Here is a 23496-nt window from a genome sequence, read left to right on the forward strand (position 1 = left end):
TAGTTGTACGTGTCTCTCATTCTTAGGCTTGTCGCTAGACTTAACTGGTCAAAAACTGTATAAAAAGCCAGTATCAATACACCAAGTTAGGGGACCAACCATGGCTGTAATCGTCAAGTACGTGGTAGAACGCAATGGAGAAGAGAAAATGACTTTTACCTCTAAAGCGGAAGCTGACGCATACGATAAAATGCTAGACATGGCAGACGAACTATTCACGCTGCTAGGTAAAAGTGAACTTCTAGAAGACGAAGGTAAGCAAGAAGATCTTGCGATGTACCTCGCTCAAAACAAAGAAGAAGTGCTTTACGCACTGGGGGCAAAACGCAAACCAGCACCAAAGAAAGCAAAAAAGCTTGAATCTGTAGAAGAAGACAAGCAAGAAGACGCTGCATAAGCCTCTCATTTGTTAAAGAAACGCCGCATCATGTGGCGTTTTTTGTATCTGAAGGCACACATCATCATGGAAAGATCGCCCTTTCTTTCGAGCACAGATACGACAAATCGCCTTCTTTCATTTCAACAAACACCTGCTAATTGACCACCTCACAACCACATTTCTCATCAGACAGACATATCTCCCAAAAGACAAAAGGTATCCATCTACAGACTTTATCTATTTCCCCTCTTTAAACTCCCTAGCACTCTCATTATGATGGCTGACAACTTAATTATTTCTTGTCAGTGAACAGACGAGACACAAGACTCAACACATGGAGATCAACTATGGCTTTCTTTTCTCTAGCCTTTGGTACAGCGACTAAAAACCGCGATGGCAAAATCATTGAAGCGTTTTTTCCAAACCCAGTTCTTAACCCAAATGAAGAGCTTGTTAACGCACTAGCAGCAGTAGCAGGTTACGAACAAGGCAACCAAGCTATCGAGATCTCTGCAGCACAAAGCGCAGAACTTGCGGCGGCTTTCGAAGCAAACGGCGATGCAGCAAACGCATCTTTCGCAACCAAAGCAGCAGAATCAGCACAACCGCTTGTACTGGTTATTCTAGCTACGGATGAACAGCCACAATCTGTTGCTGAAGGCTTCCTAAAACTTCAACTTATCTCTAACCGTCTAGTTAAGCCACACGGCACAGTACTGGATGGCATCTTCGGTCTACTACACAACATCGCATGGACTAACGAAGGCCCAATCGACCTACCTGAGCTGGCTGAGCGTCAAATCGAAGCTCGCCTAGCTGGCCGTACGCTAAGCGTAGATTGCGTAGACAAGTTCCCTAAAATGGTGGACTACGTGGTACCAGCTGGCGTTCGTATCGCAGACACTTCTCGCGTTCGTCTTGGCGCACACGTTGGCGAAGGCACAACGGTAATGCACGAAGGCTTCATCAACTTTAACGCGGGTACTACTGGCGTGAGCATGGTTGAAGGCCGTATTTCTGCTGGCGTTGTTGTTGGTAACGGTTCAGACATCGGTGGCGGTGCATCTATCATGGGTACACTATCTGGCGGCGGTAAAGTGGTGGTTTCCATCGGTGAAAACTCTCTACTAGGCGCAAACGCAGGTCTTGGCTTCCCAATGGGTGACCGTTGTACTATCGAATCAGGTCTGTACGTAACCGCTGGCTCTAAAGTACTCATGCTAGATTCTGAAGGTCAAGAAGTCGAAGTGGTGAAAGCACGCGACCTTGCTGGTGTTTCTGATCTACTGTTCCGTCGTAACTCTGTGACAGGTCAAATCGAGTGTCTTGCAAACAAGAGCGCGGTTGAACTGAACAGCGAACTGCATAAAAACAACTAATAAGAATACCTAAATAACCTCGAGATGCTTGATTCAGCGAGGCTGACTTGGCTTGCAGGCGCGGCAACGAGTTGAAGATCTAGTTAATCTAAATCAAAGCTCGTTAACAAAGCATGAAAGCCAAGACAACTCGCCCTTTGGGAGCGTGTCACTATCACGATTCCCGCGTCAAATAACTTGAAAATAGCGAGCTATTTCACTTCGTCATTTTCCTTGAACTCGTATCAGTGACCACGCTCTGAACTGAGCATCTTGAAGTCATTTAGGTATTGCAGTGAATTAGCCCTACGAAAAATCCCCCAGCAGAAAACTGTTGGGGGATTTTTTAGCTTAAAGCAAAGTTCGTGAGTGCTGGTTACTGATTTAAAAAGCTGACCGCTTTATCTGGGAAGTCAGTAAACAAACCATCCACCTTCACTTGGTTGTAGTACACATCCATCATGCCTTCAAAACTGTCCGTGTACGCTGGAATGCGTCCTGGATCGGCACGGAACGTGTATGGATGAACTTGTAAACCAGCGTCTTTTGCAGACTTCATCAACGGCTTGATGATGATATTGTCTTTGGTTGACTTATCATCCACCAGCATCGGCTTCCAAGGTCCAATACCTTCGGCGTAACTCGCCACTTTCTTCATGCCGTCGGCTTCGAACATCCAATCATAGCTGTATGGTGTTGCTGTATCGCCTTTGTACACCATAGTTTCGTTCCAATCTGTGTAAGCCATGAGCTGAACGAGCTTTAAATCCATGTCCATTGCGGGCATCAACTCACTGTTAATGCGTTGCAGTTCGTTCGCATCAAAACACTGCAGGTAAACTTTGTCGTCTTGCGAGTCGTAACCGTACTGCTTCAAGACTTTAAGCACCGCTTTAGAAATGTCCTTACCTTCATGACGATGGAACCAAGGCGCTTTAATTTCTGGGTAAATACCGATATCGTAACCCAACGTCTTGTTAAGTCCTTGGATTAGCTCAATCTCTTCAGCAAACGTCGGCACGGTAAAATCCGATTTCCACATTGGGAATCGTGTCGGATAACCAGCGACCTTATTACCTTTGTCATCGATATTAAAGCCTTCAGTTACTCGCAAGGATTTGATTTCCGCCAGTGTGAAATCAATCGCGTAGTAGCGACCGTCTTTGCGCGCACGATCAGGAAAACGCTCCGCAACATCCGTTACACGATCGAGATAATGGTCATGCAACACGACCAACTGGTCGTCTTTCGTCATTACCACATCTTGCTCTATGTAGTCAGGTTTCATTGCGTAAGCAAGCGCTTTGGCTTCTAGCGTGTGCTCAGGCAAGTAACCCGATGCGCCACGGTGTGCAATTACAAGCGGTTTCGCAATCGCACCAGCTGAGAGGCTAAGTGCTAAAAAAGTAAGACATACTGACTTTGTTTTCATTGTTATTTCCTTGATAAAGCGAAGAGGCAGTATTCCACTGCCTCTTTAAATAAATATTACGCTAGCGCTTCCTTTTCGCGCTCTTTTTGCTCGTGGTGCGCACGCTCACCTAAGAAGGCGTACATCAAACACACAATAGAAGTAATACAAGAACCCACTAAGATGATAAAGCCACCATCCCAGCCAAAGTGGTCTACCGTGTAGCCAAGAATCGCGTTTGCGGCAACTGCCCCACCTAAGTATCCAAATAAACCAGTAAGACCAGCAGCAGTACCAGCGGCTTTCTTCGGAGCGAGTTCAAGTGCGTACAAGCCAATCAGCATAACCGGACCATAGATTAGGAAGCCAATTGCAATCAGTGCCATCATGTCCACCATTGGGTTACCAGCAGGGTTAAACCAGTAAACCATCACTGCAACGGTCACTAACACCATAAATAAGATGCCAGCAGGTGCACGACGACCTTTGAACAATTTGTCTGAAATCCAACCACACAATAATGTGCCTGGAATGCCGGCCCATTCGTATAAGAAGTAAGCCCATGACGATTTATCTACCGAGAAATCCTTCGCTTCTTTTAGATAAACAGGTGCCCAGTCCAGTACGCCGTAGCGAATTAGGTAAACAAATGCGTTTGCAATTGCAATCGACCAAAGCAGCTTGTTGTTGAATACATACTTAAAGAAGATTTCCTTGGCTGTCATTTCTTGTTCGTGCGACTTGTCATAGTCATCAGGATAATCGTCTTTATACTCTTCGATCGGTGGCAAACCACAAGATTGAGGCGTATCGCGAACCGTCATCCAAACAAACACAGCAACCAACGTGGCGAAAAATGCAGGAACATAAAATGCAGTGCGCCAATCATCGTTAAATGCCCACAGGCCAAGAATAAATAGTGGACCAATCAAACCGCCACCCACGTTGTGTGCCACGTTCCAAACCGAAACGATCTCACCACGCTCTTTACGTGACCACCAGTGCACCATGGTTCGTCCACATGCGGGCCACCCCATGCCTTGGAACCAACCGTTCAAGAAAAGCAAAATGAACATCGCAGTGACGCTGCCAGTCGCCCATGGCATAAAGCCAAAGCAAAACATCACTAATGCAGACATCAGTAGGCCGCCACTAAGGAAATAGCGAGGGTTGGAACGGTCAGATACGCTGCCCATTAGAAATTTAGAGAGACCATATGCAATGGAAACAGCTGCCAGCGCGACACCTAAGTCACCGCGGCTAAAGCCTTGCTCGATAAGATAAGGCATCGCCAAACTGAAGTTTTTACGAACCAGATAGTAACCGGCGTAGCCAACAAATATACCGATAAAGAGTTGCCAACGGAGGCGAGAGTAGGTGCTATCGATACTGCCTGGGGACAGACGATCAATGTGCGCCTTAGGTTTGAATATTCCAAACATAGGAACCTCATTATTTTGTATGCGATGGTAAAAAACACAAAAGGAGCGAACGAAACAAATAAAATCTTCGTTCGAAAGTTCATGAATTGTATTGAGTTAGGATTTTATTTCTGTGACAAATGTTGCACATGAATTAAATATAAGTAAATACAGTAAATTAGAGCGCATTAATTAGACCATCGTTCAACTTTACTCATAATTAGTTAATATGAAACTGATGTTTCAACCTCTCATTTGAGCATTCCAATTCGAAACCAATGAAACAAAGGCTCGAATAAGAACACAAATTAACCGTAAAAAGGGTGTTTCACATCCATCCTTGTTACGCGAAACCACTAAATAACTAAAAAGATGAAAAATGTTCGCGCTTAGTATCAAACGAAATAACAAAGCTAATGTTATCTGAACTCAAACCTAGACAGTGATTCACGAACACAAGACATAAACCATATTTATTTTCCTCTCCATTTTCATAATTAACACTAATTTGGATAACAAGTTCCTCTCGAGATATAAACATAGCAACGCATTTTCTTATATCACCGCTAGTCCTTGATGTACTTGACCTCGCCTTACCTCTTTAGGGTTAATTACTACGCAAAATCTGAGTAATAAATCCCCAAGCACGTAGCAGCTTCACAAAACTCCTCTTACCAGTTGTGCATTCTTTTTCACATCGGTAATTTGAGCGCTTCCAAAACACACTTCGTAGCAAAGAAGTTCTTTTCGTTGTTTTCTTTTTCGATTAAAAGATGCGCCATTTAACAAAAACGAAGACTTTGATTAACAATTTTATGCTCAAACGCTCATTTTTAACGCGCGTTTGTTTTCGCAAACGTTTATATGTGCACAATAGTATCGTGCTAGACAGGCAAAAATGATCAAAGGACTTTTAACATGACAACGAACAAACACCCCTCTCTGCTCGGAGAATGTTTGGCCGAGTTTATCGGTACAGGACTACTTATCTTCTTCGGCGTAGGCTGTGTCGCAGCCTTAGTTCTAACAGGCGCATCATTTGGACAATGGGAAATCAGTATTGTATGGGGCCTAGGTGTCGCCATCGCTATTTACTGTACTGCCGGCGTTTCAGGCGCGCACATCAACCCAGCGGTAACCATCGCACTCGCTATGTTCCATGGTTTTGATAAGGCGAAAGTGGTGCCATACATCATCGCCCAAATGCTTGGCGCATTCTGCTCTGCTGCGTTGGTTTACAGCTTATACAGCAACCTTTTCACCGACTACGAAATCGCACATAACTTCGTCCGCAGTAGCCAAGATGCACTAGCAACCGCTGGTATCTTCTCAACCTATCCACATGCTTCCCTCTCTTTCTTTGGCGCTTTTGCTGTGGAATTCGTTATCACTGCCGTGCTGATGTTTGCGATTTTGGCTTTGGGCGATGAAAATAACGGCGCTGCACGAGGTGCAATGAACCCGCTGTTAATCGGTATTTTGATTGCCGTGATCGGTGGTTCTCTTGGTCCACTAACTGGCTTCGCGATGAACCCTGCGCGCGACTTTGGACCGAAACTGTTCGCTTACTTCGCAGGCTGGGATTACGCTCTGACAGGTGCTAAAGACATTCCTTACTTTATCGTGCCTTTACTTGCTCCGATTGCAGGTGCGTGTTTTGGTGGTTGGTTGTATCCAAAAGCGATTGCGGCTTACCTTCCACAACAAGGCCACGGCTGTACAATTCCAAACCAATGTGAGACGGAAGAAGAAACAGAAGAAGCTAGAGCTTAAAACTGACGCAACTCGAACATTTACTAAAATATAAATAACGAAACAAAAGGATTCTTACCATGACTGAGCAAAAATACATTGTTGCCCTAGACCAAGGTACGACAAGCTCTCGCGCAGTAATTCTTGATCATGACGCGAACATCGTAAGCGTCGCACAGCGCGAATTTACTCAGATTTATCCAGAGGCAGGTTGGGTAGAACATGACCCAATGGAAATCTGGGCAACACAAAGCTCTACGTTGGTAGAAGCTCTAGCTAAGTCTGGCATCCGTAGCGACCAATTGGCGGCTATCGGTATTACTAACCAGCGTGAAACCACCATCGTCTGGAATAAAGAAACAGGCAAACCCGTTTACAATGCGATCGTATGGCAATGTCGCCGTACTGCTGACATCTGTGAAGATTTAAAAGCGCGTGGTCTAGAAAACTACGTACGTGACAACACAGGTTTGGTACTTGACCCTTACTTCTCAGGTACCAAAGTGAAATGGATTCTGGACAACGTTGAAGGCGCGCGCGAAGACGCAGAAGCAGGCAAGCTGTTGTTCGGTACCGTCGATACTTGGTTAGTTTGGAAGATGACTCAAGGCCGCGTTCACGTGACCGACTACACTAACGCATCGCGTACCATGCTATTTAACATCAACGATCTATGTTGGGATCAGAAAATGTTAGATGAGCTTGGTATCCCAGCATCTATGATGCCAGAAGTGAAACGCTCATCGGAAGTTTACGGTAAGACTAACATTGGTGGTAAAGGCGGTACTCGTATTCCTATTTCTGGTATTGCTGGTGACCAACAAGCTGCGCTTTACGGCCAAATGTGTGTTGAAGCGGGTCAGGCGAAAAACACTTACGGCACGGGTTGTTTCTTGCTAATGAATACGGGCCAAGAAAAAGTCACTTCGACACATGGTCTTCTAACAACTTTGGCTTGTGGTCCTGCAGGCGAACCAGCTTATGCACTTGAAGGTGCCGTATTCATGGGTGGAGCTTCTATCCAATGGCTACGCGATGAATTGAAAATCCTAAACGGTGCAGAAGACTCTGAATACTTCGCGACAAAAGTGGATACATCAAACGGCGTTTATGTCGTGCCTGCATTTACTGGTTTAGGCGCACCATACTGGGATGCCTACGCACGTGGCACGATTGTCGGCCTTACTCGCGGTGTGAATTCAAACCACATTATCCGTGCGACTTTGGAAGGTATTGCTTACCAAACTCGTGACGTACTGGATGCGATGCAAGCCGACTCAGGTATTAAGTTGGCGAATCTTCGCGTCGATGGCGGTGCGGTAGCGAACAATTTCCTAATGCAGTTCCAATCAGATGTATTGAATACAGAAGTACACCGCCCTCAAGTAACTGAGGTTACCGCTCTCGGTGCAGCCTACCTTGCAGGCCTTGCCGTGGGTTACTGGGATAGCATTGACGAGTTGCAGAATAAAGCGGTGCTTGATCGCACCTTTGAGCCGCACGATGATGAAGAAAAGCGCAATCGTCGTTACAAGGGTTGGAAACGCGCAGTGAAATGTGCGCAAACCTGGTCTGAGCTTCACGACGAAGAAGATTAATCTCACCTCCATACGAAAAAAGAGCGCCATTTGTGCGCTCTTTTTTGCGCTTTGCCCCTGATTCCTGAACTCGCTTACTTCTCACAACGCGCAAATTCGAGCACAATAGAGCTTCGAATTTGAAGCATTGGCCGTTACCAATGCACAAGGGAGTGGTAAGTGAAGCAAATACCTCGACACCAACAGATTGTTGAGTTGGTGAAAAAACAAGGCTATGTCAGCACGGATGAGTTGGTAGAAAGATTCAATGTCAGCCCACAAACCATCCGACGCGATCTTAATGAACTCGCCGACGACAACAAAATTCGTCGTTATCACGGTGGTGCAACCATCCCTCTCAGTTCTGAAAACACATCTTACAACACGCGTAAAGCGCTCAACTTCAATGAAAAAGATGTCATTGCAGACGAGGTGGTCAAGCACATTCCTGATGGCGCGACTCTATTTATTGATATCGGCACCACACCAGAAGCGGTTGCGCGAGCGCTCAATAAAAACCATAAACAGCTACGCGTGGTTACCAACAATATCAACGTGGCAACCATTCTCTTCCCCAACCCAGAGATCAAAGTCATCTTAGCAGGCGGTGAAGTTCGAAGTCGCGATGGCGGCATTGTTGGCGAGGCTACTCTCGACTTCGTTAAACAGTTCCGTCTCGACTTTGGCATTCTTGGCATCAGTGGTATCGACTTTGATGGCTCGCTATTAGACTTTGATTACCACGAAGTCAGGGTCAAACAAGCGATCATCGACAACAGCCGCAGTGTATTTCTCGCCGTCGACCACACCAAATTTGGGCGTAATGCCATGGTGAAGCTAGGCAATATCGCTCAGCTCAACATGATCTTTACCAACAAGCAGCCACCAGAAGAAATCCTGTCGATTTTAAAAGAAGCTTCAATTCCACTTGAAGTCGTTGAAGCGAACGAGACAAACTTCGAAAACGAGTAGTTTCAATCATTAATTTGCCTCTCAAATGACCTCTGTCTTAATTAGGCAGAGGTTTTTTTGTGCCTAAATCACACAAAACGCTCACAAACGAAAATAATAGATGATCACAAACGAAACCTAAGCTAGGATTAGATCATGTTCTAAAATGCTCGTTCGCTCACCAAGAGGTCAAATTTATGAGTATACAAAAAAATGCTTCCACTACTAGCTCATCCACTACCTTAGACTTGATCGTAATTGGTGGCGGCATTAACGGGGCTGGTATTGCGGCAGACGCAGCTGGCCGCGGTTTGAGTGTTGGCTTATACGAAGCAAGTGACTTTGCGTCCGCTACTTCTTCGGCAAGTTCTAAACTGATCCACGGCGGTTTACGCTACCTTGAACACTACGAGTTTCGTTTGGTTTCGGAAGCGCTCGCAGAGCGTGAAGTTATTCTTCGCAAAGCGCCTCACGTTGCCCTACCAATGCGTTTCCGTTTGCCTCATCGCCCATTCCTACGTCCAGCTTGGATGATTCGCTGTGGTCTGTTCCTTTACGATAACTTGGGTAAACGTACGACTCTGCCAGGCAGCAAAACCGTCAACTTAGCGAAATCGGGCTTGCTAAAACCAGAAATGAAAACCGGTTTCGAATACTCTGACTGTTGGGTTGATGACGCGCGTTTAGTATTACTTAACGTTCTGGCTGCTCGTGAAAACCATGCAGAAGTACGTAACTACTGCCGCGTAGAAAAAGCACACCGTGAAGGTGGTATCTGGCATGTCACAATTCATGACGTGATGACAGACCAACGTTTCGAACGCAAAGCAAAAGCACTAGTAAACGCAGCTGGCCCTTGGGTAAAACAGTTCTTTGATGATGGATTAGAGCAAGCCTCTCCTCGTAACATTCGCTTAATCAAAGGCTCGCACATCGTTGTTCCTCGTATCCACAACGAACCGCAAGCCTACATTCTTCAAAACAAAGACAACCGCATCGTATTTATGATTCCTTACTTAGATAAGTTCTCAATCATTGGTACAACAGATGTGGAATACAAAGGTGACCCACGCGAAGTGGCAATCTCAGATGACGAAGTCGATTACCTCATCGACATCGTAAACCAACACTTTGTCCACCAGCTGACTCGCGAAGATGTGGTTTGGACATACAGCGGTGTTCGTCCTTTATGTGACGATGAATCTGACTCTCCGCAAGCGATCACACGAGACTACACGCTAGAACTCGATGCGGAATACGACCATGCACCTCTGCTTTCTGTCTTTGGTGGTAAGCTGACGACCTACCGTAAGCTGGGTGAAGCGGCAATGAAAAAGCTGGCTCCTTTCCTACCAGAGATGGGAAGCGACTGGACGGCAAATCAAACCCTACCTGGTGGTAACTTCAGCTGTAGTCGTGAACAATTAGCTAAACAAATTCATGCTAAATACGCTTGGGCGCCAGAAGCATTGATTCTTCGTTACGTAACACAATTTGGTACCCAAACGTGGAACTTAATGGAAGGCACAGCAAGCGAAGCTGACCTTGGACACGCGTTCTCATCGCAAGCCGGCGGTGTTTACCAACGTGAGATCGACTACTTAATGAACCATGAAATGGCAATGACCGATGAAGACATTTTGTGGCGTCGTACCAAGCTTGGTCTGTACATGAACGACGAAGAAAAGCTGGCTTTATCGGACTATTTAAAAGAAAAGCTACAGCAGAAAGTGGTTAATCTTTCTCAAGTTGGCTAACTGCTCCTCCCCTCCCTACTAGAAAGCCTGCCTCGTTGCAGGCTTTTTTATTTTGCTGTTTTTACACCACACTTTGGCTTGCTTCGCTTGATTACAAATAAGAGCAACTATTCATAGACATTTAGCGTTAAATGCAATCATACTCATTTAAATAATTATCCCTGAATAACTTCATGGCGCTGGGTTCAGAACGTTATCACTGATGCATTTCACGGAAAATAATGCAGCGGAAGAGCACAGGCTCTTTCCGAGTTATTTGGGGAAAGGCTCAGACAAGGAAAAGAAAATGGGTTTTATGATTGAACATTGGGATTTTTCAACCCCAGAAGCAACTCAGCAATCCACAACGGCGGAGCAGATTCAAGCCAAACATTGGTACCATTGTGAACGGCTGCATCCCGATATTCGGGGCTGGCTAGAGCAAAACCAAGTACCACGTGCCACTGTTGATCACCTGTTAGCCGACGAGAGCCGACCGTCTTTCCACCCTTTGGATGACGAGAACTTCATGTTGATTTTGCGAGGCGTCAATATGAATGGCGATGCTTCACCAGAAGACATGCTCAGTATTCGAATTCTCTATTTTCAAGGCGCACTGATTTCAACACGTAAGATCCCATCGCGTGCCATCATGGAAATTCGTCAAGCATTGGCGGAACACAAAGGTCCGAAAAGCCTTGCTGGTTTACTTCATCAGATTATTGAAGGATTAAATAGCAAAATAGACGTTTACCTCGATACGATTGAAGAGACGTTAAACCAGTTTGATGTGAATGATGAATCGACGTACAAGCATATGGCGACTCAAAAAGCGCTTATCTCCATCAAACGTTTTATTCGCCCTCAGCAATATGCTATTCGTGATCTCGTTGAATCAGAGTCCGAGTTGGTGGCTTTAAGGCCCCATCAATATCGCTTCGCCCACAATAATATTACGCGCATAAATGAAACACTTGAGTTTTATCTTGGAGAAGTCGCTCTCTTTCAAGAAGAAATCAAACATCATCGTGACGAGAAAACTAATAAAAACAGTTATCTATTTACCTTGGTGGCGACTATTTTCTTGCCAACCAGCTTCCTAACAGGTTTGCTTGGCATCAACATTGGCGGTATGCCAGGCGTGGAATCCGCCATGGCGTTCACCTGGTTCTGTATCGCTTTAATTGTCATCTTTGCTCTAGAGTGGTGGCTATTCAAACGTTTGGGGTTCACGAATAAAACGGACGACGAAGACGAATAAGCGCTAATCCTATAAAGAACAAAAATCAAAAGAGGAGCGTGCGGCTCCTCTTTCTCTACTCACATTAGAGCCCTATCCGGGATGACCATCAACGCGAGGTGTAATAAGCATCACGCCAAAGCGCCACACAAACAGGCCAAATGCGACAATCCATAACCCGCCGCTGATATCAATCCACAGCATCATATTGGCAGGATCAAATATCACGGCAAAACTGCGAACCAAAGCTGCCGCGGTAATCGCCGCAAACGCAAAGCTCATGTTCGGACCTTTGTAGATCATGCGACCAGTATGTCCCATCGTCACGCGCGCGATCATCGCCAAAATCAAACCGCCTAATGCACCTATCGCAAACAGGTGAATCAGGTTATGGCTGGCAAATGCGTCTCCCCAAGTGCCTCGCAAAATTAAGCTTAGTGGCAAACACAAATACGCAGCATGCAGCGACCACACTAAAGGCTCGCTCAGGGTTAACCAAGGTTTCCAGCGAACAAAACGCACCAACTGAGCAACTCCTGCAAACAGCATCAACGGATTACCTAGTTCTGCAAACGTCACAGGGAAAAAGCTCAGCACAAATAGCATTACCAACGGCAAGTTCGCGAACCACTCTAACCAAGCCAATGGTTGCGCTTTTTCGAAATTAAATCGACGCGCAGTAAAGAATGGAATCACACGCCCGCCCATGACCGACAGCAACAACGTAAACCACCACAACATCGCCTGCCATACAGCAGAAGAGCTAAACGGCGGCATGCCTTTTATTGTTGCGTAGCTTGCAAAGTTCGCAAAAATGGCCAAAAGAAACAGCGGCACAAAAAACAGATTACGCCAACCTTTGGCTCGATAAACACGAATGCCTACCTCATAGGCAACAAACAACAAAAATACCGCTTCAATGCTGCTGGTTAACCATAACGGCGCTGGCGTCCAAAGCAATATTCGGGGCGCGAGCCATAAGCCAAATAAGACCAAAAGCGTGTAATGCTTGGTACCATTAATGCCAGTCCAGTTTTGTACCGCGGTCAGTACAAAACCAACCACAATCGCCATCGAAAAGCCGAACAACATTTCATGTACGTGCCACCATAATGCCGGTACAGCTAATACGTTTGGCTGTCCGGTTTGGAACATCCACACCCACAACGCGATCGCAACAATGGCGTAAATCGACCCAAACAGAAAAAACGGCCGAAAGCCTAATCGCAGCCATGCGGGGATTTTTTCTTCCACTTTTTTATCGGTGATATTCAGCATTATCTTGCCCTCAAGCGTCTCTCGATGCTGGTTAACTCAACTACAATATTGATGCTACCATAAACATGCATAAAAAATACATGTTAAGAGTTAAGATTATACTTAAGAGGTAAAGTTGTGCTTCAGAGGCGGGTTAGGTATAAACGGTGAGAGACACAACCATCAGTTAAGGGATGCAACGAAGATGTACATATTTGGCTATGGCAGTTTGATTAATTCTGCGTCACGTAAGTTAACCGGACAAACGGGAGAAGCCATTCCCGTCATTGCTCATGGACTGGTGCGCTACTGGGGAAAAATTGATGACAGCTACACTCTGTCTCCTCTGGTTGTAAACCAAGGCGATGGGCAGGTCAACGGCGTTTTACTCGAAGTGAATGAAGAGGCTCTCGCAGAATTCGATCGCCGTGAGCGTGGTTATCATCGTATTCAAATTCAGCCAGATCAAATAGAAACGGACGCGAACTTTAACCAAGAACATAGCATCTGGGTTTACGTAAAAGACGAGCCATTACCACCGTGCGTAAAAAGCCCAATCATGCAAAGCTATGTCGATACCGTGCTAGCAGGTTGCTTAGAAGTATCTCATGCGTTTGCAGAGCATTTTGTGCGTCACACCATTGGCTGGCAACACGCAAAAGAAAATGACCGCCACCAACCTAAATATGGCAACCTTGCAGGCGTGCAAGAGCATCATTACGAGTTGATTGACAATCTAATCAAAAAAGGAGCCTAACGGCTCCTTTTTAGTATCTATGTTTTGCTTATGCGAGCTTAAAACTTGTAATCAACGCCAACGTACAGGCTGTCAAAATCAAATTCAAGATCGCCACCACCTTCAACATCGATGGTTACTGTAGAAGCACGGTAGCCACCAGAAACAACCAGACCTGAAGCAAATTCATAACCCACTTCAGCACCATAGTTAAAGCCAGCATCGCTACCATCAGTCTTACCAGTGAAACCAGAAAGGTTTGATTTTGCCTCTAAATCAACCCCCGTTACACCTAGACCAACAACAGCACCAACATAAAAACCAGTGCCAGAGAATTGGTACTTAGGTTTAGCATTAAGGTTGAATGAATAACCTTCAACAGTAGCTTCTAACCAATTACCCGCGCCCGATGCTTTTTCTTCGAAGCTACCGTAGTAAATGTACTCACCTTCTAAAGCCAATTTGAAGTTTTCTGAATATTGCAGCTCTTTACCTACCGCAATACCCAAACCTGTAGCTGAAGAGCTGTAAGAGTGACCTTCAACTTCAAGATCAGAGTTAAGAATATCTGCGCCAACATACCAGTTACCTTTTGCTTGAACTGACGCTGAAGCAACCACTGCACCTAAAGCCAATAATGGCAATACTTTTTTCATTATAATTTCCTATTTTTTTCATACTGTTAAACAGTTTTTAAAGCGCGGAGATTATAAATAGAGTTGAATATATTCCTATTGATTTATTTATAAAATGAGACACAAAACATAAACACGAACAATAAAACGTTTGCTTGATTAAACTCTAAACAATTCTCACCCCAGTCGGCATCGCTCTTTCTGGCGTAAGCAACACACTTTCGGATTCATCATCCGTTTCTGCGCACAACAACATACATTCTGAGGTTTCACCGCGCATTTTGGCTTTGGCAAGATTACACAACACGACCACTTGTTTGCCCATCAACTCTTCCTCGGTGTAATAAGGTACTAAGCTGGTTACGGTTTGCAGTGTTTTTTCACCAATATCAATTTGCACAATGTACAGCTTGTCTGCATTTTGATGACGAGCCACTTCAATGATTTTTCCGGTACGAATTTCCAGTTTGGCAAAATCAGAGTAAGCAATAGTTTCCATAATTAAAACCTCAGTAAAGTTTTACTAAAAAGATAACGTTTACACTATCAGTAAGCTTAATAAATACAAGTGGTAAAGATCTCATTTCCGAAAGCAAATCCCCTATCAAATTGCACTTATTACACAATGGGTGTTTAATACTTCCAGTCAAAATTTTTAGCCACTAAAGGTTCTATATGGCAACGATCAAGGATGTCGCGAAAGAAGCCGGTGTTTCGGTCGCAACGGTTTCTCGCGTGATCAACAAGTCCCCAAAAGCCAGTCAATCATCGGTAGAGTCGGTCACCAAAGCAATGAGCAAATTGGGTTACAGACCCAATGCCGCAGCTCGTGCACTGGTGAGCCAAAGCACAAATACCATGGGTGTGTTGGTGAGTGATGTGTCCGATCCTTTCTTCGGCACGCTGGTCAAATCCGTCGATAATATCGCGCGCGAAAATGGCAAACATATCTTGATTGGCAACGGGTATCACAATCCAGATGATGAGCGTCAAGCCCTAGAATTGCTGATCAACAGCCGTTGCGATGCAATAGTCATCCACTCGAAAGGCTTATCTGATGATGAGCTAATTGGCTACGCCCAAGAGGTGAAAGGTATGGTGCTTATCAATCGTCATATCCCAGAACTGGCCGAACGCTGTATTTCCCTTGATAACCGCAAGGGGGCATTCCTCGCGACAGAATATTTAATTCGTCACGGGCATCGCAAAATCGCTTGCATTGCCTCATCCCACGATATCGAAGATACCGATGAGCGCTTGCAAGGTTACCAAGCCGCATTGAAAGAGCATGGTATTGAACTCTCCAAAAGCTACATCGAATACGGTGAGCCCAACAGTGATGGTGGCGAAGTTGCGATGACTAACCTGTTAACCAAATCTTTGGAGATTACTGGAGTGGTGGCCTACAACGACTACATGGCCGCTGGCGCACTCGCAGCATTAGATCAAAATGGCATTGACGTACCAAATAAGGTATCTATGGTCGGGTTCGATGATGGCTTGATCGCCCGCTTTGTTCACCCTAGCCTGACCACTATTCGCTACCCAATCGAGATGATGGCAGAACGCGCCGCCCGTTTGGCTTTGGCGCTATCTCGTGACGAAAAAATTGAAGACGAAACCATTATTTTTAGCCCAACTTTAGTACGAAGAAATTCTGTTGAGCGTTGTTGATGGTGGATAACCTGTAAATTGAAAACGAAAAGCCCGCTCAGGTTATTGAGCGGGCTTTTTCTTTGAGCACTTGTCGAGACGATATGGATTCTAGCTCAAGGCTTCGTTCGGTTTTGCAGACTTCACGTCAACGCCTTCCGCAAACTCACCACGCTGTAATTTTTCTCGTAAAATCGCATGTTGGTCTTCGGTAAATGTGTAGCGAGACATAATAAAGATGCGCACTAAAGCTCCCAATGCGGGTAGCAACGCAATACAGAAGAACATGCCACTGAGCGCGGTTTCCGTTTGCGCCGCATTTGGTACATAGCCAATCATCGTCAAGATTACCCCCGTTAAGCCGCCCGCTACCGCAACAGAGAGTTTGCCTGTAAAGGTTTGTCCCGAGAACGTGATCGCCGCGGTACGTTTGCCACTGTGGTAGTACGAGTACTCTACTGTGTCTGCAATCATGGCCGAGATAAGAGGGTTGGTCATCATAAAGATGCCTGTAATCACCGCTAACCACGCCATCACGACCGTTGGATTATCATAGCCAGTAAAATAGAACCCAATGCGAGCGATGATCTCTAAAACACACAGCGCAATAAAGATGTCACGTTTTTTGAAACGCTTTGTCAGCACAGGCGTAGCCAAACACGCAATCGCACTTACCAAAGTGATGGTACCAATCAGAGAGACTAACCCTGCGTCACCCATGTTGTATGTGAAGAAGAAAATGTATAAGCCATTCACCAGATTGAAGAACACATTCATGAAAAACGCTGCCAGAATAAAAAACAACGGCTTGTTTTTACGAACGGCTTGAAAGGTTTGTTTTAGCGTGACTTTTTCACAGCTCTTCGTCGAGATGCGTTCTTTGGTGTTATAAAAACCGTTCAGCATGAAGAACAAACCCGCGATCATCAACACAATCACAGCTGGTAAGTAACCCTGATCTGCTCGGCCATCAGCGAAGTAAGCGCTCAGTTTCGGGAACACAACCAAAGTTGCACCAATACCTGCATTCACCCCTAACATGGCACAAGTTGCCGCTTTTGCTCGCTCTTGCGGTTCATCCGTCATAACAGAAGACATAGACCAAAACGGCACATCAGAAATGGTGTAAAGCGTACCCCAAAGAATGTAAGTGATACCGGCATACATCACTTTTGTCGATGTATCAGCATCGATGTTATAGAAAGCGGCAACCGTGACCAGAACAATCAGAACCGGCGTAAACAGCATGTAAGGGCGGAATTTACCAAAGCGAGAGTCTAACGTGTCCATGTATCCGGCAATGAGCGGATCATTCACCGCATCCCACACACGAGCAATCAAAAAAATCGTACTCGCCGCAATTGGAGAAATGCCCAAAATATCGGTATAGAAATAAAGAATAAAAGAGCCGACTAGACCAAAGCTAAAGCACTGGCCTACCCCATAGCCGAAGTAAGACATCAGCTCCTTATTAGTGAGTTTGTTTTGTAGAGTAGTCATTGTTCACGTCTCAATTGATTTTATTGTAAATAAGAAACCGACCCATTTCTCAGAGTCGGCTCACAGGCAATTAATCCACTTCTGCGAGTGTTTTGATCAATTGCACTTCGCTTGCGTCATACGGCTGTCCTTGCTCATCAAGCAGATCGTGGAACCATTGACTCGCATAGTTAGCATCGCTACGTTTTATCTCTGGCCAAGGCAGATGCGTTTGTGTTTTTCCTTTCACTAATCCCCACTGGTAGCAACCAATGTTTTTCTGTTTAAAGACCGGAAGCTGTTCGTGCATGTACGATTGCGCATGACGAGCAAGCCACTCAGTACACATCATTGGTCGGTTGTAGCTTTCTACAATTTCAACGGCTTTATGGAACAGATCGAGTGGTAAGTAAGCGTGGAAAGTAATGATATCCGATAGCTCCATCGCTTTGCGATCGGTTGGGTGTTCATAAATCGGTAGGCTTCGGTCAAGAATGCTTGGCGCATGCCAAGCGCCAACGGTGAGAGGCTGAGTTGGGTTTTCTTCACGTGCCCACTCAAACGCTTTTTCCATCAGCTCATGGCTAAAGATTTCCATTTCTTCGTCATAAGCGATCTCACCCGTGGTGGTAAAAATCATTCGGTTGGTTGGCTCGTTATAGAGATCCCAAATAACGATTCGAGGGTCATTTTTGTAGGTAGAGATGATGTCGCGAATATACGCTTCGACCTCACCCCACATAGATTTGTCCATCACCACATTGCGACCAGGACTTGCTGCTGCTTGGCTGTTGTGCAAATCCGGTACGGGCGCTTTTTGTTCACCAAGATAAGGATGGTCGCCCGAAAAACCGCAGTCATCCATCGGCGTGAGCATCACTTTGATTTGATTGCGTTCGCAAATATCCAGAAAGCGCTCAATTCGCGCATGTAAACCATCGCGATCCGCTTGCCAAACTATAAATGGTAAGTTGGTACGTAAAGTGTTGTAACCCACATCATGCGCCCAAGCTAACTCTTGTTCCATCACCTCAGGTGCAAAAGATTCCGCTTGCCACATCTCATTCCAGTTAACCGCTGTGCGCGGTAAATAGTTAAAGCCACGTAGCCAGCCATGCTCTTTTTGCCATTGCCACGCTTTCTCTTCCGACCATCTTTTCATCTTACTCACCTTAAAACTAAATTATCAACTAATAATATTAGCTAATATATTAATTAATAATTTAATGACTAGGTGCTCAAAGAATAAACGTGGTGAAAATCACAGCTTTTAAGTTGCTCTGACTTACTTTTGTGATCTTTATCTTTAAAGGATGATCCGAACTTAATCTTTAGCTAATATCTTTAGCTAACGAAATTACGTAAAAGAGCAGAATGGCTAAAAAAATCACCATGAGTGACATTGCGGCGGCGGCTGGCGTCTCTCAGTCGACCGTATCGCTGGTATTGAATGGCTCAACTTCCGTAAAAATCGCGGAAGCGACCAAACGTAAAGTGCTCGAAACCGCAGAATCACTTGGCTACAAAAACAAAAAGGTTGCCCATGCTTTGGGACGCCCTAAAAAGATCGCATTGGTGATCAACGGCTTAACCAGTTATGACCCATTTATCGATGCCATCAATGCAGCGAGAGAAGAAGCGTGGTCGAACGACTACATATTGGTGACGTTCAATTACAGCCATGATGAAGTGTTGGCAAGCAAGATTGAGTCGGAGATCAACGGCGGTGATTACGCAGGCTTGGTTTACGCATCCAGTATGACGCGAGAGTTGGAGCAGCAACGCGTCACCACTTCCTTACCGACTGTACTGCTGAACTGCACCAACGAAGAACACACCGAAACGCCAAGTATTTTGCCGGCCGATATGATTGGAGCTTACAAAGCAGTTTCACACCTCACGACGCAAGGTTATCGTCGCATTGCCATGCTGTCTGGTGAAAGTTGGATGCTAGCCAGTAAGCAACGTGCCGATGGTTATCGTCAGGCTCTCATTGATGCAGACATCATTCCTAACTCAGAGTATTTAGTCGATGCAAACTGGTCGCTAAAAGAAGCGCACCAGCAAACACTGGCACTACTGAATATGGAGCAGCCGCCAGAAGCGATTTTCTGTGGCAGCGACTATATGGCAATGGGGTGCTACCAAGCGATAGCGGAGTTGGGGTTGAAGATTCCTCACGATGTTGCCGTTGTCGGTTACGATAATCAGCAAATCGCCTCTGAAAGCTTTCCAGCATTAACGTCGGTTGAACTGCCCTACTCAGACATGGGTAAACTCGCAATCGAATCGTTGATGGCACTGATTGAAGGGCAACCGTTGCTTTCTAACAAACGCAAAGTAGAGGGAGAGCTCATCGTTCGAACCTCTTCGACAAAAACAAAAAAGGTGGGCATGTAGCCCACCATAACACCCAAAGTCGTTGGAGTTGCAGCATCGCTGCCGCTGCAAGTTCAAAGGGCAGAAGTGCTATCTAAAATTCAAACTGATAAGTAGTTTGATGCTGATAGCAATCCCCAGAGCTCAACACCCCATTGTTGAGTCCCCATTCTGGTTTGTTTGGCCCGTCTGGAAAGTACTGCGTTTCCAATGCTAGGCCGTCATAGCGTTCGTAAGTTTTACTTGCACCTGGCGTACCGGCTAAGAAATTACCTGAATAAAACTGGATGGCAGGCTTGGTGGTTTTCACCTTCATCACTACATCTTCTTTTGGTGCAATTAAAACCGCAGCGACAGATACGCCATCGGTCACTTCAGGCATGAATACAAAGGCGTGATCGTAGCCACCAGCAGTTTTCTGATCTTGCTCTGCAAGAAATTCTTGGCCAATCGATTTTGGCTCGGTGAAGTCGAAACTGGTACCCGAAACTGGCTTTTGTTCACCTGTAGGAATTAACCCCGCATCCGTTGGCAAGTAATGCCCAGCATTGAGCTGTAAAGTATGATCCAAACTTTTTGCGCGGCTCGCCTCACCAGCCAAGTTAAAGTAGGCGTGATTGGTTAAATTCACTGGAGATGTTTTGTCCGTCTTAGCATCATAGGCGATAGCTAGTTCATTCTCGTCAGTGAGCGTGTACGTCACCTTCACATCGAGATTTCCCGGATAGCCTTGGTCACCGTCCGGGGAGCGAAGTGAAAAAGTGACCTGTTGAACATTTTGCTCTTCAACCTTCCAGCGGCGTTTATCAAACCCTTCCAGCCCACCGTGCAGTGAGTTTTCACCGTTATTGATACCAAGTTGATACTTCTCTCCGTCTATCTCAAACTGCCCCTTCGCAATTCGGTTAGCAAAGCGGCCAACAATGGCACCGAAGTAAGCGTCTTGCTTCATGTGTTCAGCCATATTTGGTGAGCGCAACAACACTTCACGGTTTTCACCATTTACCGGTAATGTGCAACTCAACCACGTCGCACCGATATCCATAAACGACGCCGTCATACCATTCGCGTTGGTCAAATGAATCAGATTCGCAGTTTGGCCATCAAACGACGGCGTTTGCGCCATCGCTTGTTCTAGTTGTTGAAAATAGGCTTTCATCATCATTCCTTACAGCACTTCAACCAAACCCGCACCATTTTTGGCTTGGCAAACATAAATCGACTCTTTTAAGCCCGTAGCCGCTTGGTACTTCGCTTCAACTGCCGCTTTCACTTCATCAACCAGTGCTGGCAGTACAAGTGCCACGATGCAGCCACCAAAGCCACCGCCAGTCATGCGCACACCGCCTTGGTCGCCAATCACGCCTTTGACTATCTCCACCAACGTATCGATTTCTTTTACCGTGATTTCGAAATCATCACGCATCGAGGCATGAGACTCGGCCATCAGCTCACCCATGCGCTTCATGTCGTGTGCTCGTAGCGCTTGCGCCGCTTCCACAGTACGATAATTTTCTGTGATGACGTGACGAGCACGCTTGGCCACCATTTCATCCAGCTCAGCGACTTTCTCGTTGAACTGCTCAATCGTCACATCACGCAGTGCTTTCACACCGAAAATGCGCGCCGCTTCTTCACACTGCTCACGGCGAGTGTTGTATTCACTGTCTACCAAGCCACGTTTTTTGTTCGAGTTGATGATCACCACGGCCATATCTTCAGGCATCGATACCGCTTCAGTTTCTAGGCTACGACAGTCCAACAGCATAGCGTGGTTTTCACGACCTTCTGCCGAAATCATTTGGTCCATAATGCCGCAGTTACAACCAACGAATTCGTTCTCAGCTTGCTGGCCGTTTAGCGCAATTTCCGCTTGGCTGATCTCTAGATTGAACAGCACTTTGAACGTTTGACCAATCACCACTTCCAACGCTGCCGACGAGCTTAAACCCGCACCTTGAGGCACGTTACCGCTAACAGAAATATCCGCACCAGTGAATTGGTAACCACGAACAAGAAGACACTTCACCACGCCGCGAATGTAGTTCGCCCACATTTTATCTTGCTGGAAAGTAATGGCTTGCGTGATATCGAATTCGTCCACTGCGTTACCGTAATCGACCGACACCACACGCACGATATTGTCTTCACGCTTTGCCGCCGCCACGACCGTTTGGTAGTTAATGGCACACGGTAGGACAAAACCATCGTTGTAATCGGTGTGCTCACCAATCAAGTTCACACGACCAGGCGCTTGGATAATATGGCTAGGTGCGTAGCCCAACACTTGCTCAAATGACGCTTTCACATTTTGGATAAGTTCAGACATAGGGACGTTCTCTTAAAATAGTAATTTGTGTGGGATAGCGCGTTGAGCCTAACTTTCTATCTGTAAAGTCGCGCTATCCCGTTATTCGTAATCAGTCCAATTTAAAGACTTAACATTCTTTGTAGTGGACATCACTCACATCACGCAGACGCTGCGCGGCTTGCTCTGCGGTGAGGTCACGTTGGCTTTCTGCCAGCATTTCGTAGCCCACCATGAACTTACGAACCGTGGCACTGCGCAGTAGTGGCGGATAAAAAAGTGCATGAAGCTGCCAATGGTCGATGTCTGTGCCTTGGTCAAAAAACGGCGCGTAGTGCCAGCCCATTGAATATGGGAATGAGCATTGGAATAAATTGTCGTAACGGCTGGTCAGCTTCTTAATCGCTAGCGCTAAATCGTCTCGTTGCTCATCGCTGAGTTCGCTCATACGACGAATGTGCGTTTTCGGCAACAACATGGTTTCGAACGGCCAAGCAGCCCAGTAAGGCACCACCGCCAGCCAGTGTTCGGTTTCCACCACAATGCGTGAGCCGTCTTTGAGTTCCGCTTGCACGTAATCCACCAGCAAGTTGCTGCCGTGTTCTTGGTAGTAGGCTTTTAGGTTGTGCTCTTTGCGCTCTATCTCATTTGGTAAGAAGCTGTTCGCCCAGATTTGACCGTGCGGATGAGGCTGAGAACAGCCCATGGTTTCGCCTTTGTTTTCGAACGCCTGAACCCAAACGTACTCTTTGCCTAGCTCTTCAATTTGTTCGTTCCATGTATCTATCACGCCACGAATTTTATCCACTGGCAGCTCCGGTAAGGTTTTGCTGTGATCTGGCGAGAAGCAAATCACTCGGCTCAAACCACGTACGCCTTGCGTTTTGAATAGCGGGTTGTTTGACTCCGGTGCATCTGGTGAATCCACCATCAGCGCAGCAAAATCGTTATTGAACACATAGGTGCTTTGGTAGTCTGGATTAACATCGCCAGAGATACGTTCGTTGGTTGGACAAAGGAAACATTTACCGTCATAGCTTGGTAGCTCATCCAATGCGGGCTTTTCATCTGCGCCACTCCAAGGGCGTTTAGCACGGTGAGGTGAAACCAAAATCCATTGCCCAGTCAGAGGGTTGTAACGGCGGTGTGGATGATCCACTGGGTTAAATTCGACATTCGACATGTTACTTACTCAACTTTTAAGAATTCTTTCATCTGCATTTC

General features: G+C 45.9%; 20 protein-coding genes. 10 read left to right on the forward strand and 10 right to left on the reverse strand.

Annotation, left to right across the window (positions count from 1 at the left end; all coding sequences use genetic code 11):
- The first annotated feature begins 100 nt into the window (after window positions 1-100).
- Window positions 101-397 (forward strand): YebG family protein, encoded by a 297-nt coding sequence (locus tag NDJ01_RS06535; protein ID WP_041852896.1) that lies wholly within the window; start codon window positions 101-103, stop codon window positions 395-397.
- Window positions 398-726: 329 nt separating this feature from the next.
- A complete protein-coding gene (gene dapD, locus NDJ01_RS06540; protein ID WP_257896918.1) occupies window positions 727-1758 on the forward strand; it encodes a 2,3,4,5-tetrahydropyridine-2,6-dicarboxylate N-succinyltransferase in 1032 nt (343 codons plus the stop codon).
- A gap of 355 nt (window positions 1759-2113) precedes the next feature.
- Here dapD and glpQ read toward each other — a convergent pair whose 3' ends face one another.
- Together glpQ and glpT are read right to left on the reverse strand one after the other, a co-directional pair.
- On the reverse strand, window positions 2114-3169 hold the full coding sequence (gene glpQ / locus NDJ01_RS06545) for a glycerophosphodiester phosphodiesterase (protein ID WP_074191727.1): 1056 nt from the start codon (window positions 3167-3169) through the stop codon (window positions 2114-2116).
- 56 nt (window positions 3170-3225) lie between these two features.
- Window positions 3226-4590: a glycerol-3-phosphate transporter gene (gene glpT, locus NDJ01_RS06550; protein ID WP_006742417.1), complete on the reverse strand. Its 1365-nt coding sequence runs from the start codon at window positions 4588-4590 to the stop codon at window positions 3226-3228.
- Window positions 4591-5487: 897 nt separating this feature from the next.
- Between glpT and NDJ01_RS06555 the strand changes: the two genes are divergently transcribed.
- The 5 genes from NDJ01_RS06555 (at window position 5488) to NDJ01_RS06575 (ending at window position 11846) form a co-directional block, all read left to right on the forward strand.
- Window positions 5488-6342, forward strand: coding sequence for an MIP/aquaporin family protein (locus tag NDJ01_RS06555; protein WP_046875005.1), 855 nt, complete (start codon window positions 5488-5490; stop codon window positions 6340-6342).
- Between the two features lie 59 nt (window positions 6343-6401).
- A complete protein-coding gene (glpK, locus tag NDJ01_RS06560) occupies window positions 6402-7919 on the forward strand; it encodes a glycerol kinase GlpK (protein ID WP_258586461.1) in 1518 nt (505 codons plus the stop codon).
- 159 nt (window positions 7920-8078) lie between these two features.
- A complete protein-coding gene (locus NDJ01_RS06565) occupies window positions 8079-8870 on the forward strand; it encodes a DeoR/GlpR family transcriptional regulator (RefSeq protein ID WP_006742414.1) in 792 nt (263 codons plus the stop codon).
- A 176-nt stretch (window positions 8871-9046) separates the two neighbouring features.
- Window positions 9047-10606, forward strand: coding sequence for a glycerol-3-phosphate dehydrogenase (gene glpD, locus NDJ01_RS06570; protein ID WP_006742413.1), 1560 nt, complete (start codon window positions 9047-9049; stop codon window positions 10604-10606).
- 286 nt (window positions 10607-10892) lie between these two features.
- Window positions 10893-11846, forward strand: coding sequence for a CorA family divalent cation transporter (locus NDJ01_RS06575; protein ID WP_012841472.1), 954 nt, complete (start codon window positions 10893-10895; stop codon window positions 11844-11846).
- 72 nt (window positions 11847-11918) lie between these two features.
- Here the strand turns inward: NDJ01_RS06575 and NDJ01_RS06580 are convergent, their stop codons facing one another.
- Window positions 11919-13103: an NnrS family protein gene (locus NDJ01_RS06580; RefSeq protein ID WP_258586462.1), complete on the reverse strand. Its 1185-nt coding sequence runs from the start codon at window positions 13101-13103 to the stop codon at window positions 11919-11921.
- Between the two features lie 184 nt (window positions 13104-13287).
- On the opposite strand from NDJ01_RS06580, the gene NDJ01_RS06585 reads away from it, so the two are divergent.
- Complete coding sequence (locus NDJ01_RS06585; protein WP_048625918.1) at window positions 13288-13839, forward strand: gamma-glutamylcyclotransferase family protein; 552 nt, start codon at window positions 13288-13290, stop codon at window positions 13837-13839.
- A gap of 38 nt (window positions 13840-13877) precedes the next feature.
- On the opposite strand, the gene NDJ01_RS06590 is transcribed toward NDJ01_RS06585, so the two are convergent.
- Entirely contained in the window at window positions 13878-14474 is a 597-nt protein-coding gene (locus NDJ01_RS06590) for an outer membrane beta-barrel protein (protein ID WP_012841470.1), read from the reverse strand.
- A 145-nt stretch (window positions 14475-14619) separates the two neighbouring features.
- Window positions 14620-14952 carry a tRNA-binding protein gene (locus NDJ01_RS06595; RefSeq protein WP_005494151.1) on the reverse strand — a complete coding sequence of 111 codons (333 nt, stop codon included), beginning with the start codon at window positions 14950-14952 and terminating at the stop codon, window positions 14620-14622.
- Window positions 14953-15128: 176 nt separating this feature from the next.
- Between NDJ01_RS06595 and NDJ01_RS06600 the strand changes: the two genes are divergently transcribed.
- Window positions 15129-16127: a substrate-binding domain-containing protein gene (locus tag NDJ01_RS06600; RefSeq protein ID WP_258586463.1), complete on the forward strand. Its 999-nt coding sequence runs from the start codon at window positions 15129-15131 to the stop codon at window positions 16125-16127.
- A gap of 90 nt (window positions 16128-16217) precedes the next feature.
- Here the strand turns inward: NDJ01_RS06600 and NDJ01_RS06605 are convergent, their stop codons facing one another.
- Both NDJ01_RS06605 and NDJ01_RS06610 read right to left on the reverse strand, forming a co-directional pair.
- The gene (locus NDJ01_RS06605; RefSeq protein ID WP_109169546.1) at window positions 16218-17606 is read right to left on the reverse strand and encodes an MFS transporter; all 1389 of its coding nucleotides are present in this window, start codon (window positions 17604-17606) and stop codon (window positions 16218-16220) included.
- Between the two features lie 70 nt (window positions 17607-17676).
- Window positions 17677-18747 (reverse strand): cellulase family glycosylhydrolase, encoded by a 1071-nt coding sequence (locus tag NDJ01_RS06610; protein WP_048625922.1) that lies wholly within the window; start codon window positions 18745-18747, stop codon window positions 17677-17679.
- 212 nt (window positions 18748-18959) lie between these two features.
- On the opposite strand from NDJ01_RS06610, the gene NDJ01_RS06615 reads away from it, so the two are divergent.
- Entirely contained in the window at window positions 18960-19985 is a 1026-nt protein-coding gene (locus NDJ01_RS06615; RefSeq protein ID WP_145532624.1) for a LacI family DNA-binding transcriptional regulator, read from the forward strand.
- A gap of 73 nt (window positions 19986-20058) precedes the next feature.
- On the opposite strand, the gene galM is transcribed toward NDJ01_RS06615, so the two are convergent.
- The 3 genes from galM to NDJ01_RS06630 form a co-directional block, all read right to left on the reverse strand.
- Complete coding sequence (gene galM / locus NDJ01_RS06620; RefSeq protein WP_258586464.1) at window positions 20059-21123, reverse strand: galactose-1-epimerase; 1065 nt, start codon at window positions 21121-21123, stop codon at window positions 20059-20061.
- A 9-nt stretch (window positions 21124-21132) separates the two neighbouring features.
- Window positions 21133-22293, reverse strand: coding sequence for a galactokinase (gene galK / locus NDJ01_RS06625; RefSeq protein ID WP_258586465.1), 1161 nt, complete (start codon window positions 22291-22293; stop codon window positions 21133-21135).
- A 109-nt stretch (window positions 22294-22402) separates the two neighbouring features.
- Entirely contained in the window at window positions 22403-23455 is a 1053-nt protein-coding gene (locus NDJ01_RS06630; protein WP_258586466.1) for a UDP-glucose--hexose-1-phosphate uridylyltransferase, read from the reverse strand.
- Window positions 23456-23496 lie beyond the last annotated feature (41 nt).

Source organism: Vibrio sp. HS-50-1, assembly GCF_024747315.1.
Lineage (GTDB): Bacteria > Pseudomonadota > Gammaproteobacteria > Enterobacterales > Vibrionaceae > Vibrio > Vibrio diabolicus.

Excerpts from the sequence above, each read along its gene's own strand:
- NDJ01_RS06595 (WP_005494151.1), bottom strand. The coding sequence starts at position 14,952 with ATGGAAACTATTGCTTACTCTGATTTTGCCAAACTGGAAATTCGTACC.
- NDJ01_RS06535 (WP_041852896.1), top strand. The coding sequence starts at position 101 with ATGGCTGTAATCGTCAAGTACGTGGTAGAACGCAATGGAGAAGAGAAA.
- NDJ01_RS06585 (WP_048625918.1), top strand. The coding sequence starts at position 13,288 with ATGTACATATTTGGCTATGGCAGTTTGATTAATTCTGCGTCACGTAAG.
- dapD (WP_257896918.1), top strand. The coding sequence starts at position 727 with ATGGCTTTCTTTTCTCTAGCCTTTGGTACAGCGACTAAAAACCGCGAT.
- glpD (WP_006742413.1), top strand. The coding sequence starts at position 9,047 with ATGAGTATACAAAAAAATGCTTCCACTACTAGCTCATCCACTACCTTA.
- NDJ01_RS06615 (WP_145532624.1), top strand. The coding sequence starts at position 18,960 with ATGGCTAAAAAAATCACCATGAGTGACATTGCGGCGGCGGCTGGCGTC.
- NDJ01_RS06630 (WP_258586466.1), bottom strand. The coding sequence starts at position 23,455 with ATGTCGAATGTCGAATTTAACCCAGTGGATCATCCACACCGCCGTTAC.
- NDJ01_RS06610 (WP_048625922.1), bottom strand. The coding sequence starts at position 18,747 with ATGAAAAGATGGTCGGAAGAGAAAGCGTGGCAATGGCAAAAAGAGCAT.
- glpK (WP_258586461.1), top strand. The coding sequence starts at position 6,402 with ATGACTGAGCAAAAATACATTGTTGCCCTAGACCAAGGTACGACAAGC.
- NDJ01_RS06600 (WP_258586463.1), top strand. The coding sequence starts at position 15,129 with ATGGCAACGATCAAGGATGTCGCGAAAGAAGCCGGTGTTTCGGTCGCA.
- glpT (WP_006742417.1), bottom strand. The coding sequence starts at position 4,590 with ATGTTTGGAATATTCAAACCTAAGGCGCACATTGATCGTCTGTCCCCA.
- galM (WP_258586464.1), bottom strand. The coding sequence starts at position 21,123 with ATGAAAGCCTATTTTCAACAACTAGAACAAGCGATGGCGCAAACGCCG.
- NDJ01_RS06605 (WP_109169546.1), bottom strand. The coding sequence starts at position 17,606 with ATGACTACTCTACAAAACAAACTCACTAATAAGGAGCTGATGTCTTAC.
- NDJ01_RS06575 (WP_012841472.1), top strand. The coding sequence starts at position 10,893 with ATGGGTTTTATGATTGAACATTGGGATTTTTCAACCCCAGAAGCAACT.
- glpQ (WP_074191727.1), bottom strand. The coding sequence starts at position 3,169 with ATGAAAACAAAGTCAGTATGTCTTACTTTTTTAGCACTTAGCCTCTCA.
- NDJ01_RS06555 (WP_046875005.1), top strand. The coding sequence starts at position 5,488 with ATGACAACGAACAAACACCCCTCTCTGCTCGGAGAATGTTTGGCCGAG.
- NDJ01_RS06590 (WP_012841470.1), bottom strand. The coding sequence starts at position 14,474 with ATGAAAAAAGTATTGCCATTATTGGCTTTAGGTGCAGTGGTTGCTTCA.
- NDJ01_RS06580 (WP_258586462.1), bottom strand. The coding sequence starts at position 13,103 with ATGCTGAATATCACCGATAAAAAAGTGGAAGAAAAAATCCCCGCATGG.
- galK (WP_258586465.1), bottom strand. The coding sequence starts at position 22,293 with ATGTCTGAACTTATCCAAAATGTGAAAGCGTCATTTGAGCAAGTGTTG.